The following is a 16,244-nucleotide window of genomic DNA, read 5'->3' as shown; positions in this document are numbered from 1 at the left end:
AAATGTATATGTGTCTAAGCTAAGAAATATCTTAAAAATAAGGAGGCTTTACATAAGCATGGGAACATTCCTAGTTATTTTAGTTATGGTTGCATTTCTAGCTGCTATCTTTACTGCAGGTTATAATGATAAGCCAGGATCCAGTAAATAATGTTTTAAATTAAAATAGGCTGCCATGAGGGCAGCCTTTATTAATTGTAGGAACAATATGGTCTTTTGTAGAAGCTGTATGGTTTTTTGTAGGAACTGTACACTTTTGTGTAGAACCTGTACGCTTTTGTGTAGAACCTGTACACTTCTCTGTTGAACCTGTACGCTTCTCTGTAGAACCTGTACGCTTTTGTGTAGAACCTGTACACTTCTTTGTAAAAGAACCTATACATCTCATCTTAAATTCATTTTATTTTTTTGAACAAATTCCTTCATATACATTCGTGTTTGTTTTTCCAGCATGTTTGCCATTTGCTCAGTCCAGGTATCCTTTCTTTTCCCGTTAGTCCTCTCTTCATAATAATTGGAAATTACTTGATTGTAGTCTTGTAACTGACACAAATAGACTTCTTTATCCTGTTCATATTCTTCTTCATGATAGATATGCTCAAATGGCAGTCTTGGCTTTTTATCATTTATCTTACTTGGATAACCGACCGTCATGCCAAAAAGCGGGATAACCCTCTCCGGTGTTTTTAATAACTCTTTTACTCCTTCAAGGTTATTCCGAATTCCCCCTATGTAACAAATGCCGAGACCCATTGATTCCGCAGCAATAGCTGCATTTTGAGCTGCCAATGATGCATCAATTAGTGCCACCATAAATTTCTCTGTGCTTTCAATTGAAGTGGTGACATCCTTCCCTTCTAAATTTCCTATATAGTCATGTCTATTTAAATCCGCACAAAACACAAAGAGATGTCCATTCTCCGCAACATATTCTTGGTTTCCTGCTAACACTGCAAGCTTCCGTTTTTTTTCCTTATCCTTAATTCCTATAATGGAATACGCTTGAATAAAACTTGAGGTAGACGCGGCTTGTGCACAAGCAACTATTGTTTTTATTTGCTCATTACTTAACTGCTTGTCCTCAAAATGACGGATTGATCGATGATTTAATATTGTAGTAATAGCTTCATTCATAATGATACTTCCTTTCTGTTATTAACAAAAAGAGGCCTATGCCGGCCTCTTCTAGTCTTATTTTAGTTGACGATAGTCTTGCTGCCTTAAGGCTTCATAAATGAGAATCGCCGCAGTATTGGATAAATTCAAGGAACGGATATTGTCATTCATGGGAATTCTCAGGCTGACATCCTTATTATTTTCAATCACATCTTTAGGCAGACCCGTCGTTTCGCGGCCAAAAATGAAAAAATAATCTTTATCAGGATTACTATAATCGAAAGAACTATAGGGCTTTTCCCCAAACTTCGTGATATAGAAAAACTCCCCGCCTTCATTCTTTTTATAAAAATCATCAAGAGAATCATAATAAACAATGTTTACAAACTCCCAATAATCCAATCCAGCTCTCTTCAGCATTTTATCATCTGTAGAAAATCCTAATGGGCGGATCAAATGTAAGGATGTATCGGTTCCAGCACAAGTTCTAGCGATATTTCCTGTGTTTGATGGTATTTGCGGCTGATATAGTACGACATGTATTGCCAATAAGCTCACCTCATAAAAAAACTCTTTTTACATTATATCATTTTCTGCCAGCCAAACAAATTTTCTTACCCATCCAAAATCGTGAAAAACTTATATTTAATATTTGGTGTATAAGCGGATGAATCTTCGTAGGCCCAGTATCTCATTCTGCTGTTATAGGTATTCGCATTAACAAGAGGCATTCCATAGGCATCCTTAGCAGTGACAATCGTATTATGGTTATATCTTCCGTCCCCCTCGAAATCGTAGCAGATCACATCGCCCAATAACAATTGATCGGGATTCTTGACTTCTTTTGCCCGCAGGCCGCTCTTCGAATTTGCCAAATACAGCCGTAATGAATGGGCAACTGTCCAACTGTAACTCCAATTATTATTTCGGAGCCACCAGCCTGTTCCCCTGTTCGGATACCCTCTCATCGGTGCACCGCCAGCATGAAGACATTGCGAGATATAATTCGTACAGTTGTTCTCAAAGGTTTTATAGGCAGGATTGTAGCTATTCCACCAACGCTCTGCATATTGAACAGCTTTTAAACGATTATACTGATAACTAATCCTTTCCTCCTGCTCATCTCCTGCTGTGATTTCCAATTCAGCCAGCTTCGCATAAGGATTAATTTCTTTATCCAAAATTAAATCATTTTTAAAAAACTTACACATTCTTTCTTCGACTTCTTCTTCTTGATAGAGCGCTCCTTTTTGTTTGATCAAGTATTGATAATGAACCTGATAAATAGTAGTTTGAAAATCCCCATCAGAAGATTGCTTAAGGATGTTCCCCCGTGCCTTTACCTTTACGATTTCAGCGGAACGCTTGGCAAGTGAATCTAGTTTCGTTTCGGCCTTTTCATAGTTGCCTGAGTGCCTCCTACTTTTTGAAACAAATTGTTCGGTTCGTTCTTCAAACAATTCTTGGAGTGATTGATTCAACTTCATCTCCCCCTTCTGTTTCATACATATGTACAGAAGGGAATTTTAATCAAAAAAAATGAGCAAAGACAGAATGTCCCCGCTCAAGTTAGTTCTTTAGTTTTAGCAGACTTTTTTCAATTTCACGCTTCACTTCAAAGTCATCTTCTTTTGCAGCTGCCTTTTCTAGTGCTCCTATTGCTTCTAGGCTGCCAATTTTCCCTAGCGCCCAGGCTGCCGTTTCCTTAAGAACACTGCTTGTTTCATTTTCTAACACAGCTAGTAAATCAGGGACTGCACTTTCGTCCTTGAAATGGGCCAGAGCGATAATGGCATTGCGCTGAATCGGCTTTTTGCCTCTCCATGATCCCGCTACAGAACCAAATTTGTTCTTAAATTCACGATTGCTCATTTTCAACATTGGTCTTAATAATGGTTTGGCTATTTCGGGGTCTGCCTCCATTTCCTCATGGAAGTGAAAGTCCTTCCCTTTATTGACTGGGCAGGACGTTTGGCAGGAATCACAGCCATAGACCCGGTTGCCTATCTTATCTCTAAATTCTTCAGGGATCACAGCTTTTGTCTGTGTTAAATAGGCAATACAGCGCTGAGCATTAATTTGTCCGCCCTGAACCAATGCACCGGTCGGACATGCTTCAATACAAGCTGTACAGGTGCCGCATTGATCCTCCATCGGAGTATCAGGAAGAAAAGGAATGCTGGTAATCATTTCGCCTAGATAGACGTAGGAGCCATACTCTGGCGTCATGACAGCACAGTTTTTACCGCTCCAGCCAATTCCTGCTCTTACTGCAACAGCACGATCTGAAAGCTCACCGGTATCAACCATGGATTTTAACCGAGCATCTGGAACCTTCGCCAGAATAAATTCCTCTAGCTTTTTTAAACGATCTCTCAAAATATGATGATAGTCTAATCCCCATGATGCACGGGAAAAGAACCCTCGCCGCCCGCCTTTTTTCCCTTCAACCCGAACTTTCATTTTTGAAGGATAGGCGAGAGCGATGGATATAATTGACCGCGGTTCTGGCAGCAATAGTGCTGGTGTCACCCGTTTCTCAATATCAGGCTCTTCAAAGCCTGATTGAAACTTGAGCTCCTGCTGGCGGATCAATCTATTTTTCAACTCTGTAAATGGGTCAGATGTGGTAAATCCGATTTTATCAATGCCAATACTTCTACTGTATGCAATGATTTCCTCCTTCAATTGATCAACATTCATGGTGATACCTCCCTTCTTAAAGAATATCTATAGTAAGCCGTTAATTTAACGATACACATCTCATTATGATAAACTATTTTTATTAAATTTTGGAGGTGGAATCATTGGAAATTCAGGTTTCCGAAGAAATAATCAGCAAGGTTCCTAATTTTAAGCTTGGAGTCATTGAATATCAAGACATTACTGTCGGAGATTCCCCACAAATGGTAAAAGGAAGACTGCAGCTTTTTCAAGAATCAATTTACTTTGACTTAGAAAATAAGAATCTAATAGAGCTGCCAGGTATTAAAGAATGGCGCACTATTTTTAAGATGTTTAGCAAGGATCCTAACCGCTATCGCCATTCTGCAGAGGCTCTATATCGCAGAGTCCAGAAACAGAATTATCTGACCACGGTCCAAAGTGCCATTGATATCAATAACTTCTTCTCTCTTCAATATCAGGTGCCGATTGGTATTTATGATTCTGACAAATTAGAGGGACCTATCACAATTGAAAAAGCGAAGACAGGAGATGAATACGTTGGCCTGAATGGCCGGATGAATTCTTTAGAAAACCTGATTGTTTCATGTGATCAGCATGGACCATTTGGCAGTCCTTTTGTAGATTCCAATAGAGCGCCGGTAACGCAAACAACTAAAAATGCGATGCAGATCATCTATTTACAGCCTTCTATAGCGATGAATAGTGCTGAAAGGCTGACAGATTCATTAATGAAGATGTTCACACAAATTCATGGCGGTGATGCTAATTACTACATAGCAGGACACGATTAACACCGCTTCCTTTAAATGGAGCAAAATATAAAAAACGCAATGCATCGTTCTCTAGTAACGATACACTGCGTTTGGTAATATGTATGGAGCGGGTGATGAGAATCGAACTCACGACATCAGCTTGGAAGGCTGAGGTTTTACCATTAAACTACACCCGCACAAAAGTAATTATAGACATTAAATAAAGAACTTAAACACGTTTATTATAATACAAAGTTTTTTCGCTCTCGTCAAGCGAATTTTGCATTTTTTGTCGAAAAAAATCATTCAACAAAAATTGTGCCTTTTTGTTAGATTATATGTCAGTGTTACAGAATAAGTACCGTAATTTAATTTTTCCATCCCTGTTCAGATATTTATCCAAAAAAATGCGCCTATCACCTCCTAATATAAAGGATGGTGCCAGGCGCTTTTAGATATGCTTTATCGTCACATAGAGGCAAAACTATGCCCGTTTAGATAATAAGCGGACTCAAGGAATGTGCTGAAGGCGACTTCTACATCTGGAATTCCAAGTGAATGAATATGTCTGGTTATTATCGCGGCAAATTGGTCTTGCATCTCTTGACCTCGTTCGAACCATTTAACTTCAATCAATGGGTATCCTTGGACTTCCTCGCCTGCAAACACATACGTTGACTGGACAATTTCTAAGGTAAAATTGTCTGTCCCACATTCACATAAATCTGCCAATTCTTGTACTAAAGTAGAACTAATTAATTTTACCTGGTCTACAGAAACTCCTCTAATGATTAATAGTGGCATACAAATCCTCCGAGTAAATGATAGTAATGATCAAATTTCATATTGACACAATGATATCTAATTGCAAAATAAATTGGTATCGACGCTGCCGCTATTGTAACGAAATCTTCACAACATCATCCAAATAGTTCATTGCATTATATCCATAAATCTCCAGCCTTTTAGGAATTACTTTTTCTCCAGGTGTATCAGGGTGTAGTTCTGTGCTAATAACTGTAATGAAATGACGAGGCTGCTCAATTTCTCCATATGAAATAGGCTCATTCATATTATATACTGCCCCATTTTTATCTACGATCACTCCTTGTGAATCCATCTCCATTGCCATAATCCTTTTTTCATTCTCACCTACAACTTGGAAATTAAGTGACTCATATGATCGATTTTCACGATTACTTATAACCATTTTTGACGGCTGTCCCAATTCCACCTTTTCGATAGAGATTATATTGCCTGCATATTCAAAGGTTTGAGGATATTCCTTGGCAGTATCCAATACAATAGTTTTTGGTTCATCAATAGTAAAATGAACCGATTCAAATTGGACGTTGAGCTCTTTTGGCTTTTCTCCGTAAAGTGGCTCAAAGTGTGTCTGCATAGGAATCCAATTTTCATCATATGTAGTTTCAATATAAGAACTGCTAAAGCGATCAGCTTTCACTTTTTTGTCATTTATTTCCAGATGATTAAAATTAATACCGTCTAATCGCTTCTCTCGCTGTTCCATATTAATACCATATTGGAAAATCGTCGCAGTTGGAGCAAGTGTTAGTTTATCAAATCGAATTGGGACTCCCTCGACATTTGTTTCTCCATCCAATGCGTAACTAACGGAAGGCTGTTTTGTTACAGGAATCTCAAACTTCCACTCCCCTGTTTCAGTTTCAATGCCGCCGTAAGCCACAAAACCATTCTGGTCAGAAGGTTCACGGATCAATTTATGAAGTCTTGTGATATTCAGTTTGATTGTCGCGTTCTCATTTGTAAGTGGCTGCAGACTTATCTTCCCTTGATATACGTTCTTTTCTTCGTTATTTACAGCAGCTTCAAGGTCAGGAGGATAGTACATTCGATAGACTGTAGTGTTCATGATCTCATAATCATTCTCCACAAAAACCCCATCATAAGCATCCAAGACATATTGATCGTTTTCTTCTGTATCTTCTATTTCGTAAAAAACAAGCGTCTGAACATCATCCGCAATTACGCTCTTGATCCTAATCTTCACTCCGCCGCTCTCTGCTTCCAAATTGAGGATTTCCCCTAGGTCCTGCTGAAGAAAGGCACGCAATTCCTGATCTTTTTCTGTCCACGTAAAGTAAGGGTTTGAAAAAGCCTTACTAAAGTATTCTAATCCAAATAATATTGCGAAAATACCCGCAAAGATAAGTCCATTCCTAATACGTTTCTTATTCCTCTGCTGCCTATTCTTTTCCTTTTCTGTTATTCTCTCTCTGATATTATCCATAAAATCAAATGGTACTTTTAAATCTTCCATTCTATCAACAAGCGTTAACATCATTAACATGACACTTTGAAATCCAGCCAAATCTTCCTGACAATCAGGGCAATGGTATATATGTTTCTCGAAATCAATCTTTTTCGGCCGCTCTAGGGTTCTTTCTAAATAGTCAATATAATATTTATGATACTCCTTACAGCCATTAAAGTGTGATTCGTACCCCATTTTAGTTTTAAGAGATTGGATACCGGCAAACAAAAGCTCTTTCATCTCTTCTAGTGAAACTTTGAGCAGCTGTGCACCTTCCTCCTGAGAAATTCCTTTTATAAGGTTAAGGACCATGGCATCTTTCTCATAATCTTTCAATTGGTCAAGTGCGTCAAATAGTTCCCGCTGTGGGTTACTTTCCTCTGAAGCTTGTACATTTCCACTTTCAGCTAGCTCCCTGCAGATATGTATGAAAATGGATGTCACCCATGTTTCAAATGAAGTTTGGCTTTTAAATCGAGATAATTCCTTGTGAACCCTTAGAATAGACTGGTAAAAAAGTTCTTCCATTTGCTGCCGATTTCTAAGATAGGACCAGCCAAGTGTATAGAATGTTTGTTTATGCTGGTCGAACCAATCGAAGATAGATTCCACGTCTTTTTCAATTATCACAGTGTTTGAAACGGAATCTATTTTTGGGATCATAAATGTACTCCCCCCTTAACTCAAATGTCATTATTATAAATATTTCCTTATACATTATTCGACAATTTACTTTTATTTCCTCTAAAAAACAAGGAACATCTCTAATAAAAGATGTCCCTTCTAATTTATCATGAAGTTATTGCATTAATGCCAGCCCTATCCTTCTTTCCATGCAGTAAAAAGTATAAGCCAGAAGTAACCAACACTAAAACTCCTAGAATCATATAAAGTGTACTATAGTCCGTAAATGGGAGGAAAAATCCAAGTAAATAGGGACCGAATCCAAGACCTGCGTCGAGAAATATAAAGAAAGTCGAGGTTGCCAGTCCCATGCGATGAGAAGGCGTAAGTTTTACAGCAATTGCCTGCGTGCATGACTGCATATTCCCAAATCCAAGTCCAATCAAGATTCCCGATGCTAACAACGTAGTGCTGCTATGTGCCGAACCTAAAAGCAGCATTCCAGCTGTAAACAAAACAAATGCAGGGTACATCACATAGTTTGCACCTTTCACATCCATTAAACGGCCAGTGAATGGGCGGGAAATCAATACAGCTATCGAATACACAAGAAAGAAGAAACTTGCTGCACTGACTAGGTCAACTTCAATCGCATAGAAATTAATAAAGGATAGAACACTAGAGTAACAGAAACCTATAATTAAAGTAATAAATGCAATGGGAACTGCCCTTGGCTCAATGAGCTGCGAGAGTTTAACGCCTTTACTATCCGTTATCTTTAAGGAACCTTCCACTGTTGGTACATTCACAAAGAATGCCGTAATCAAGCTGGTAATACCTAAAGCAAGACAGAGACTAAAAATAATTTGAATGCTGGTTAGCTGGATCATATATAGACCAATGAAAGGTCCGATTGCGGTAGCTAATGTCGAACTCATACTATAATAACCAATGCCTTCTCCTTTTCGTCTTTTCGGGATAATCTGAGCTACAATCGTTCCAGTTGCTGTGCTTGCGATGCCCAATGTTATCCCATGTAAAAAACGGGTAATAAGCAAGAAGGTGATACCCAGATGGATAAAATATAAAGCTGTTGTAAATATAAAAAGAATTAATCCAATAAACAATGTTCTTTTTCGGCCAATTACATCTATACTGCGGCCAATAAACAGTCGTCCAATTAATGCCCCTACAATAAAAATACCCGTAGCAAGCCCAGCCTGGCTCGTAGAAGCATGATATTCATCTACTGCATAAACACCGATAATCACGATTAATAAATAAAAGACTAACGTTAACAAAAAATTCACGCCGGACACAATGACAAAATCCTTTGTCCATAATTTTGGTTTACTCACTTTTGCTTCCATCACCTTTCATAATATTTTCCTGTATTTTAGGAAGCGTATGAAACGTAATCATCTGATCTTCTTTAGCAATACCTTCCATCACACTATTTTCTAATTCCGTAATTTTTATTCTGCATACTTGGTAAATCTCATCTCCTAATTCAGTTAACTGAATGACTTTTTCCCGCTTATTCGTACTAGGAATTTGCTTCACGATTTGGAGATCTTCTAGCCGTTGAACTCTCCTAGTAATGGTTGGTTTTTCTACATTATATTGGTTGGCAATCTCTATAAGTGTCGAAGGACCATTGTTTTTTATATAGAAAATAACCTGCCATAGAGAATATGAAAGCTCATACGTACTCATTAGATCGTTCAACCTCGATATAAGTGGTCGATAGAGACTTAAATAACGCTGAAAAAAACCTTCCACATCTTTCTCCTCCTCCTCAAAAAATAGTTACCATGGATAACTATTATTGAAGTTAACCATATGCCTTTTTCAATAAGATGTCAAGGAGACCACTCTATTATGATTGGAGTGATTGCACTGGCTCATCTGTACAAGATTCTTGATTACTACAAAAGATGATGAAAATACTGGCCATTAATAGGTAAAAGGGCCATACTAAAATGTGCCCCCTTAGAAATTGCAAACTATCAATCTTCTGATTCGTCCTCAAAATCATCTTCGTAAAAATCATCTTCATTACACATGACAAGATTAGGATTATTTTGAATAAAACGTACTGCGTTTAATCCAATCATTTGGGCAGCTTGGGATGTGTTGCCATCAGGTAAAACAGGCGCAATGGATAAATCAGCTACTTTAAGATTGATTGTACCAAAAACATCCAGCTGTCCATTGACCACTCCATCTTGAATGCTGCATCCCATCTTACATTGTCCGCCATAATGGAAGAAATTCGAATAAGATCCTCGGACGAAGTCCCTAAGTCTTCTTCTTTTTTCTTCCTCATCCGGATTCGTAAAGATTTCCTCAGGAGGGTAGACCACTTGATGTATAGCACTGTTATTGTTTCTAGCCTCTTCAATAATTTTGTACATATTAATATATTGATCGACCATGTATTCGAGATCATTCGTACCTATCTGCAATGGATTGAAGAAAAATGATGGAAGTGCTTCAGGATCACTATGGGTGGCCATAATGCTGCCTCTGCTTTTTGGATTTAAGTCGATCAGACCAAAACTCATAATATTAATGTCTTTATTTTCTATATCTAATTCCCACCCATTACTTGCTACATCTGAAGCAGGAATAAACAGAGGTGCAGGAGCTCCTAGTATTTGAAGGCGGCGGCTCTCGATTATACTATCCTTATGTTCAGCAATAAAAGCACCTAAGATAATCGGTTGATTAATGTCGGCTCCTATTACTGGAAGTATCTCGGATGTATCTACCTTGACTCCAAGACCTGCAAACAAATGAGTTTGCAAATTATATCCCACATTTGGATTTTCAATTAATGGTGTAATTCCCGCATTAATCAAATCACTGGATTTGCCAATCCCTGACCGTTGCAGGATGACAGAGGAGAAAAATCCTGCCGAAACGATTACTCCTTTCCGAGCAAACGCTTTTTGAGAAACACCGTCCCTGACAAATTCAGCACCGATGGCAATCATGCTGCCTTTGTTTTTCTTAAATAGGATTTTATTTACCGTTGTTTTGGCAAAAATAGCCAACCTTCTTTTACCAACCCCAAATTCATCAGGATTAAACTCATTGCCCTGAGTTACAATACTCTCATTTAGATATCCTGTTGCGGTTGAGGATCGGGTAATTGTGTTACCTTCCTCCTTCTGGGTAAATTGGGATTGATAAAAAGTACAGTCTCGTACTCCTGTGTTATAGTCTTCAACAATGTCAATGTCCAATACATCAGCTGTTGCATTTGCCAGCGTCTGGATAAGTCCATTGGGAGGAATCTGCTGCTGTCTGACAAATATCGGGCCCTCTGTTCCCCTTTCATTCGAATCATGCGGCTGTCCAGTATAGGTTTCGTTTTCGATGAACAGGGATCGGATTTGGTCATAGCTCCATTGGGGTTCACCAGTTTGAGCTGCCCATTCATTATACAATTGCTCACTCCCACGAACTGCATACATTTCATTCACTTCTGAACTCCCGCCAATGACCCTTCCATTGACAGTAATTAGCTGCCTTTGCAGTGAGGTCTCTAATTTCGATGCAAGGTTGAAGGCAAACTTATTATCACTGTGCAAATTAATGGCAGTTAAAACACTCGCACTGCTTAACTGTTCTGTACTATTGATTCCTGGCTCTAGTACAAGTACGGATGAATTACTGTCATCTGTTAATTTCTTAGCGATAACCCCGCCTGCTGTTCCGGCACCAATGACAATATAATCAAAAACAAGCTTTTTATGTTTCTTCTTTTTTTTCCCCACTATTCTTTCAACCTACTTTCCTAATAAAGTATTTCTTCATTAGGTATCAAGATATGTGGACAAGTTATTTTTGTATAGGACGAGCTCCTAGTTTACAAAAATTAATTTATTCCCACGAAAAAAAGGGCTTAATAAGCCCTTTCTTAGTTAGATTTACTGGTAACTACCAGGTACGATGGAATACTATTAACTGACTTCTCAATATGATTCTTTTAAAGTACGTTTGAGAAATTCCCTAGTGCGCTCATGTGTTGGATTGTTGAAAATCTGCTCTGGACTTCCTTCTTCTGCAATAACTCCCTTGTCCATAAATACAACCCGATCAGATACTTCTTTTGCAAATTCCATTTCGTGGGTTACGATCAACATTGTAAGGCCAGATTCAGCGAGTTCCTTCATTACTTTTAGAACTTCACCTACCATTTCCGGATCAAGTGCCGATGTTGGTTCATCAAATAACATCACATCTGGTTCCATTGAAAGTGCTCTTGCAATCGCTACGCGCTGCTTTTGGCCGCCAGATAGCTGCTTTGGCTTTGCATTAATGTATTTATCCATACCAACAACCTTCAAGTATTTCATTGCTACTTTTTCGGCTTCTTCCTTAGAGCGTTTTAATACTTTCACTTGTCCTACTACACAGTTATTAAGAACATTGTGGTTATTAAATAAGTTAAATTGTTGGAATACCATGCCTAAATGCTTCCGATATTCGGCTATATCATGCTTGTCATCCAAAATATTTTCACCATGATAGATAATTTGCCCGCCGCTTGGTTTTTCTAGCAAGTTAATACAACGAAGAAGAGTTGATTTACCAGATCCTGAGGATCCGATAATGGAGACTACTTCTCCTTTGTTCACCGAAAAATTAATATCTTTTAATACTTCATGCGTTCCAAAGGATTTGTTTAAATGTTGAATATCAATAATCTTTTCCATTCTCTCTCTCCTCCTTCTCTACTTATTTCTGGTTCACTTGTGAATCATTTCCGACCATCGTATAATTGTCAGCGCCTTCTAATCTCTTTTCAATGTATAGCAATATTCTAGTAACAATAAAGGTCATCACAAAATAAATCATACAGGCAACGAAAAATGATTCAAAATATCTAAAATTATTACCTGATATTGATTTCGTAACGAAATATAACTCTGTAACGGAAATTACATTCAGTACGGACGTATCTTTAATATTTATAACGAATTGATTTCCTGTTGCGGGTAGAATATTTCGGATAACCTGTGGCAATACTACATTCCACATCGTTTGGAAATGAGTCATTCCAATAGCATGAGCTGCTTCGAACTGTCCTTTATCGACCGAAACAATCCCACCACGGACAATTTCAGCCATATAGGCTCCCGTATTAATCGATACAACAATAATCGCTGCAGCGAAGACATTCATATCGATACCAAATGCTAGCGCAGAACCATAATAAATTACCATTGCTTGTACAATCATCGGTGTTCCACGGAAGAATTCAATATAGATTGATAGAATTGCGTTAATCACATTTAACAAAACTTTTTTAGCCCCACGTTCAGGCATTGGGATCGTTCGGATTACCCCTGCAGCTAATCCAATGATTGCCCCAATAATCGTCCCAATAAGAGAAATCAATAGTGTTAAACCAGCTCCACGAAGGAACATTGGCCAGTTTTCTGCAATTATATTAATAACCCACTCAAGACTCATCATTTACCCTCCTTTACCGTATAAAACCGACTGTATAATACAATACAGCCGGTTCTTTGATTAGTTTGCTGCTGGTTGATTCTTAATAGCATTATCCATAATATTGGTGCGGTCTTCCTCTGAAATACCAGATAAAATTTCATTGATTTTATCCGTTAAGCCACTGCCCTTTTCAAGGCCGACAGCGATTGCTGTATCATCGGCTGATGTTTTAAACCCTTCTTCAAATTCAACCATTACATAGTTTTCATTTGCAGCCGATGCACTAACTCCCTCTGGACGTTCAGAAACATATCCGTCAATCATCCCTGATTCAAGCGCAACTCTCATTGCTGGGAAATTGTCCATCGCTGTTTTCTTGTCAACACCTTCAATTTGATCGATTACTGAATAGTGGAAGGTATTTAATTGAGCTGTAACTTTAGCACCTTTAAAATCTTGAATAGATGTAGCATCTTCATACTTGCTGCCTTTTTTCACAACCATCACTAAATTAGATGTGTAGTAGTTATCTGTAAAGTCGATTGTTTTTTTACGTTCTGATGTAGGTGACATACCAGCGATAATGGCATCAATTTTTCCAGATGTTAAAGCTGGAACAAGGCCGTCCCACTCTGTTTTGACAATCACTAATTCTTTTCCTAAACCTTCAGCTACTTTTTTTGCAATTTCCACATCATAACCGCCTGCATTTTCTTTAGAGCCGCCAATTTTAACAGCACCGTTGGCATCATCATTTTGCGTCCAGTTAAATGGAGCATATCCGGCTTCTAAACCAACCTTAAATGTATTATCTTCTGATGATCCTTTAGCAGTACCACCATCGGTACCACATCCTGCTAATAAAAGTACAGCTGAAATCAACATAACTATAAAAATGGTAAACTTGTTTTTCATGATAACTCTCCCCCTTGATTTTTTGTTAACTAAAACAAAAAACGACCTGAGATCAACTCAGGTCGCAATATGCATAGTTCCCTAAAGTCCCCTCTTTTTATCCCAAATGAGATAGCACAACTCAATAAACCGGAGAGTTTACTGAGACAGTCCTGCAGCTCTTAACTGCAGACCCAGCATGTAATGACTTGAGAACATTACACACTTCGGCGACATTTCCTTCTCCTTAGCATCATTGCTTCTCAAGCTCCACTAAAGACTGTTAAATATCGCGCCTCTACCTCACTGATAAAAAAGTGAGGTCTTATTAAATTATACTAATATACTACAGTATCTTGTCGAAACCTGTCAACTTGTATTTTTATTCCAGTTGTTTCTGACCACAATATACAAGTAGATTTTACTAAAAAATTATACTTTTTCCCTGCACTGCCATCCCATATATAACAAAAAAACTCACAAATGATAAAGATCATTTGTGAGTTTTTAGATACCGGTGGTCGGGGTCGAACCGACACTCCAGAGGAACACGATTTTGAGTCGTGCGCGTCTGCCAATTCCGCCACACCGGCATAATTTAATTTTGTAAAGGTAATGCCGAGGACCGGAATCGAACCGGTACGGTAGTCACCTACCGCAGGATTTTAAGTCCTGTGCGTCTGCCAGTTCCGCCACCCCGGCGCAATAAAATGCGCTATTAAAAATAAATACAATACATTAAGGCGGCAACCGGATTCGAACCGGTGGTAAAGGTTTTGCAGACCTCTGCCTTACCACTTGGCTATGCCGCCATAAGATGGAGCGGAAGACGGGATTCGAACCCGCGACCCCCACCTTGGCAAGGTGGTGTTCTACCACTGAACTACTTCCGCAAATTGGCTGGGCTAGCTGGATTTGAACCAACGCATGTCGCAGTCAAAGTGCGATGCCTTACCGCTTGGCTATAGCCCAATGATAAAAATATATTTTCTAATAAAATGGTCTTATGGGGCGACTGATGGGAATCGAACCCACGAATGCCTGAACCACAATCAGGTGCGTTAACCACTTCGCCACAATCGCCACAATTGAATTAATTGGCAGGGGTAGTAGGAATTGAACCCACACCAAAGGTTTTGGAGACCTTCGTTCTACCTTTAAACTATACCCCTATAAAGTTAATTTACTAATGTTAAAGTGAAGTCATTGGTTATTTTCTACCGAAAATAACTTGGTGGAGGGGGACGGATTCGAACCGCCGAACCCGGAGGGAGCGGATTTACAGTCCGCCGCGTTTAGCCACTTCGCTACCCCTCCACATATTATGATGTCAAAAACCAAATGGTGCCGGCTAGAGGACTTGAACCCCCAACCTACTGATTACAAGTCAGTTGCTCTACCAATTGAGCTAAACCGGCAAGCATATAATCAATAGAATAAAAATGGTGGCTCAGGACGGAATCGAACCGCCGACACAAGGATTTTCAGTCCTTTGCTCTACCGACTGAGCTACTGAGCCACACTATAAAGCCTATTTCAAAAAGAAAATGGCGGTCTGGACGGGACTCGAACCCGCGACCTCCTGCGTGACAGGCAGGCATTCTAACCAACTGAACTACCAGACCAATTGCGGGGACAGGATTTGAACCTGCGACCTTCGGGTTATGAGCCCGACGAGCTACCGGACTGCTCCACCCCGCGACAATAAGAATATTAATGGAAAGTTATTTTCGCTATCACGAAAAAACTTTGGTGGAGGATGACGGGATCGAACCGCCGACCCTCTGCTTGTAAGGCAGATGCTCTCCCAGCTGAGCTAATCCTCCATAATTAAGATATGTTATTTTCAATGCTGCGGCATAAGACTGGTGACCCCTACGGGATTCGAACCCGTGTTACCTCCGTGAAAGGGAGGTGTCTTAACCACTTGACCAAGGGGCCTTATAAGAATTGATAGTGTTTTTATGGCGGAGAGCAAGGGATTTGAACCCTTGAGACAGGGTTACCCGCCTACACGATTTCCAATCGTGCTCCTTCGGCCACTCGGACAGCTCTCCATAAAGAATGGCTCCGCAGGTAGGACTCGAACCTACGACCGATCGGTTAACAGCCGATAGCTCTACCACTGAGCTACTGCGGAATAATATTATTTAATGCAGCCTGGCAACGTCCTACTCTCACAGGAACTTTCGTTCCAACTACCATCGGCGCTGAGAAGCTTAACTTCCGTGTTCGGTATGGGAACGGGTGTGACCTTCTCGCCATTATTACCAGACTACTTTTCTCAAAGACAATCTTTATTATACTGTCTTTTCGATATTTTTCAAGAGGTTTTTGAAAAAAATTCATTCCCTCAAAACTAGATAATTTCAGAAGAAGTTGTAAAAACGAGTTTCGCATATAAA

At 39.2% G+C, this 16,244-nt stretch carries 14 protein-coding genes, 17 tRNA genes, 1 rRNA gene and 1 riboswitch; of the genes, 1 reads left to right on the top strand and 31 read right to left on the bottom strand.

Going from position 1 to position 16,244, the window contains the following annotated elements; genetic code table 11:
- Positions 1-160: 160 nt before the first annotated feature.
- The 5 genes from SFC47_RS00160 to queG all read right to left on the bottom strand — a co-directional run bounded on the left by SFC47_RS00160 (position 161) and on the right by queG (position 3,819).
- The gene (locus SFC47_RS00160) at positions 161-388 is read right to left on the bottom strand and encodes a hypothetical protein (RefSeq protein WP_411252213.1); all 228 of its coding nucleotides are present in this window, start codon (positions 386-388) and stop codon (positions 161-163) included.
- On the bottom strand, positions 385-1,134 hold the full coding sequence (gene nfsA, locus SFC47_RS00155) for an oxygen-insensitive NADPH nitroreductase (RefSeq protein WP_411252212.1): 750 nt from the start codon (positions 1,132-1,134) through the stop codon (positions 385-387). The genes SFC47_RS00160 and nfsA overlap by 4 nt, the downstream gene beginning before the upstream one ends.
- A gap of 57 nt (positions 1,135-1,191) precedes the next feature.
- Complete coding sequence (trmL, locus tag SFC47_RS00150) at positions 1,192-1,665, bottom strand: tRNA (uridine(34)/cytosine(34)/5-carboxymethylaminomethyluridine(34)-2'-O)-methyltransferase TrmL (RefSeq protein ID WP_411252211.1); 474 nt, start codon at positions 1,663-1,665, stop codon at positions 1,192-1,194.
- A 65-nt stretch (positions 1,666-1,730) separates the two neighbouring features.
- Positions 1,731-2,597 carry an amidase domain-containing protein gene (locus tag SFC47_RS00145; RefSeq protein WP_411252210.1) on the bottom strand — a complete coding sequence of 289 codons (867 nt, stop codon included), beginning with the start codon at positions 2,595-2,597 and terminating at the stop codon, positions 1,731-1,733.
- An 88-nt stretch (positions 2,598-2,685) separates the two neighbouring features.
- Positions 2,686-3,819 carry a tRNA epoxyqueuosine(34) reductase QueG gene (gene queG, locus SFC47_RS00140; RefSeq protein ID WP_411252209.1) on the bottom strand — a complete coding sequence of 378 codons (1,134 nt, stop codon included), beginning with the start codon at positions 3,817-3,819 and terminating at the stop codon, positions 2,686-2,688.
- Between the two features lie 104 nt (positions 3,820-3,923).
- Between queG and SFC47_RS00135 the strand changes: the two genes are divergently transcribed.
- Positions 3,924-4,595: a B3/B4 domain-containing protein gene (locus SFC47_RS00135; protein WP_411252208.1), complete on the top strand. Its 672-nt coding sequence runs from the start codon at positions 3,924-3,926 to the stop codon at positions 4,593-4,595.
- Between the two features lie 84 nt (positions 4,596-4,679).
- On the opposite strand, the gene SFC47_RS00130 is transcribed toward SFC47_RS00135, so the two are convergent.
- The 26 genes from SFC47_RS00130 to rrf form a co-directional block, all read right to left on the bottom strand.
- Positions 4,680-4,753 (bottom strand) — tRNA-Gly (locus tag SFC47_RS00130).
- A gap of 271 nt (positions 4,754-5,024) precedes the next feature.
- The gene (locus SFC47_RS00125; protein WP_411252207.1) at positions 5,025-5,360 is read right to left on the bottom strand and encodes a DUF1904 family protein; all 336 of its coding nucleotides are present in this window, start codon (positions 5,358-5,360) and stop codon (positions 5,025-5,027) included.
- Between the two features lie 91 nt (positions 5,361-5,451).
- The gene (locus SFC47_RS00120) at positions 5,452-7,515 is read right to left on the bottom strand and encodes a DUF4179 domain-containing protein (RefSeq protein WP_411252206.1); all 2,064 of its coding nucleotides are present in this window, start codon (positions 7,513-7,515) and stop codon (positions 5,452-5,454) included.
- A 128-nt stretch (positions 7,516-7,643) separates the two neighbouring features.
- Positions 7,644-8,846, bottom strand: coding sequence for an MFS transporter (locus SFC47_RS00115; RefSeq protein ID WP_411253586.1), 1,203 nt, complete (start codon positions 8,844-8,846; stop codon positions 7,644-7,646).
- Positions 8,827-9,258, bottom strand: a complete 432-nt coding sequence (locus SFC47_RS00110) for a MarR family winged helix-turn-helix transcriptional regulator (RefSeq protein WP_411252205.1) — start codon at positions 9,256-9,258, stop codon at positions 8,827-8,829. The genes SFC47_RS00115 and SFC47_RS00110 overlap by 20 nt, the downstream gene beginning before the upstream one ends.
- A gap of 227 nt (positions 9,259-9,485) precedes the next feature.
- A complete protein-coding gene (locus tag SFC47_RS00105; protein ID WP_411252204.1) occupies positions 9,486-11,261 on the bottom strand; it encodes a GMC family oxidoreductase in 1,776 nt (591 codons plus the stop codon).
- Between the two features lie 198 nt (positions 11,262-11,459).
- Positions 11,460-12,203, bottom strand: a complete 744-nt coding sequence (locus SFC47_RS00100) for an amino acid ABC transporter ATP-binding protein (RefSeq protein ID WP_411252203.1) — start codon at positions 12,201-12,203, stop codon at positions 11,460-11,462.
- Positions 12,204-12,225: 22 nt separating this feature from the next.
- On the bottom strand, positions 12,226-12,963 hold the full coding sequence (locus SFC47_RS00095) for an amino acid ABC transporter permease (RefSeq protein ID WP_411252202.1): 738 nt from the start codon (positions 12,961-12,963) through the stop codon (positions 12,226-12,228).
- A 60-nt stretch (positions 12,964-13,023) separates the two neighbouring features.
- Entirely contained in the window at positions 13,024-13,860 is an 837-nt protein-coding gene (locus SFC47_RS00090; protein ID WP_411252201.1) for a transporter substrate-binding domain-containing protein, read from the bottom strand.
- A gap of 104 nt (positions 13,861-13,964) precedes the next feature.
- Positions 13,965-14,148: riboswitch (Lysine riboswitch) on the bottom strand.
- 203 nt (positions 14,149-14,351) lie between these two features.
- Positions 14,352-14,432: transfer RNA gene (locus SFC47_RS00085), tRNA-Leu, on the bottom strand.
- A 23-nt stretch (positions 14,433-14,455) separates the two neighbouring features.
- Positions 14,456-14,541 (bottom strand) — tRNA-Leu (locus SFC47_RS00080).
- A 39-nt stretch (positions 14,542-14,580) separates the two neighbouring features.
- Positions 14,581-14,651, bottom strand: a tRNA-Cys gene (locus SFC47_RS00075).
- Between the two features lie 6 nt (positions 14,652-14,657).
- Positions 14,658-14,732: transfer RNA gene (locus tag SFC47_RS00070), tRNA-Gly, on the bottom strand.
- A 4-nt stretch (positions 14,733-14,736) separates the two neighbouring features.
- Positions 14,737-14,811, bottom strand: a tRNA-Gln gene (locus SFC47_RS00065).
- A 35-nt stretch (positions 14,812-14,846) separates the two neighbouring features.
- Positions 14,847-14,922 (bottom strand) — tRNA-His (locus tag SFC47_RS00060).
- 15 nt (positions 14,923-14,937) lie between these two features.
- Positions 14,938-15,011, bottom strand: a tRNA-Trp gene (locus SFC47_RS00055).
- Between the two features lie 60 nt (positions 15,012-15,071).
- Positions 15,072-15,156: transfer RNA gene (locus SFC47_RS00050), tRNA-Tyr, on the bottom strand.
- Between the two features lie 25 nt (positions 15,157-15,181).
- Positions 15,182-15,257: transfer RNA gene (locus tag SFC47_RS00045), tRNA-Thr, on the bottom strand.
- A gap of 25 nt (positions 15,258-15,282) precedes the next feature.
- Positions 15,283-15,358, bottom strand: a tRNA-Phe gene (locus SFC47_RS00040).
- Between the two features lie 29 nt (positions 15,359-15,387).
- Positions 15,388-15,464, bottom strand: a tRNA-Asp gene (locus SFC47_RS00035).
- 2 nt (positions 15,465-15,466) lie between these two features.
- A tRNA-Met gene (locus tag SFC47_RS00030) sits at positions 15,467-15,540 on the bottom strand.
- A gap of 49 nt (positions 15,541-15,589) precedes the next feature.
- Positions 15,590-15,665, bottom strand: a tRNA-Val gene (locus SFC47_RS00025).
- Between the two features lie 40 nt (positions 15,666-15,705).
- Positions 15,706-15,780 (bottom strand) — tRNA-Glu (locus tag SFC47_RS00020).
- Between the two features lie 24 nt (positions 15,781-15,804).
- Positions 15,805-15,896, bottom strand: a tRNA-Ser gene (locus SFC47_RS00015).
- A gap of 8 nt (positions 15,897-15,904) precedes the next feature.
- Positions 15,905-15,979 (bottom strand) — tRNA-Asn (locus SFC47_RS00010).
- Positions 15,980-15,997: 18 nt separating this feature from the next.
- A 5S ribosomal RNA gene (gene rrf, locus SFC47_RS00005) occupies positions 15,998-16,114 on the bottom strand.
- Positions 16,115-16,244: the final 130 nt, after the last annotated feature.

The sequence above is a fragment of the Neobacillus niacini genome (genome assembly GCF_046591715.1).
GTDB lineage: Bacteria > Bacillota > Bacilli > Bacillales > Cytobacillaceae > Neobacillus > Neobacillus niacini_L.
Note: the sequence above shows the minus strand (reverse complement) of the source record. Positions and strands in the feature narration are given on the sequence as shown.

Coding starts and splice junctions, on each gene's coding strand:
- SFC47_RS00160 (WP_411252213.1), bottom strand. CDS start 388: ATGAGATGTATAGGTTCTTTTACAAAGAAGTGTACAGGTTCTACACAA.
- nfsA (WP_411252212.1), bottom strand. CDS start 1,134: ATGAATGAAGCTATTACTACAATATTAAATCATCGATCAATCCGTCAT.
- queG (WP_411252209.1), bottom strand. CDS start 3,819: ATGAATGTTGATCAATTGAAGGAGGAAATCATTGCATACAGTAGAAGT.
- SFC47_RS00125 (WP_411252207.1), bottom strand. CDS start 5,360: ATGCCACTATTAATCATTAGAGGAGTTTCTGTAGACCAGGTAAAATTA.
- SFC47_RS00120 (WP_411252206.1), bottom strand. CDS start 7,515: ATGATCCCAAAAATAGATTCCGTTTCAAACACTGTGATAATTGAAAAA.
- SFC47_RS00115 (WP_411253586.1), bottom strand. CDS start 8,846: ATGGAAGCAAAAGTGAGTAAACCAAAATTATGGACAAAGGATTTTGTC.
- SFC47_RS00100 (WP_411252203.1), bottom strand. CDS start 12,203: ATGGAAAAGATTATTGATATTCAACATTTAAACAAATCCTTTGGAACG.
- SFC47_RS00095 (WP_411252202.1), bottom strand. CDS start 12,963: ATGAGTCTTGAGTGGGTTATTAATATAATTGCAGAAAACTGGCCAATG.
- SFC47_RS00090 (WP_411252201.1), bottom strand. CDS start 13,860: ATGAAAAACAAGTTTACCATTTTTATAGTTATGTTGATTTCAGCTGTA.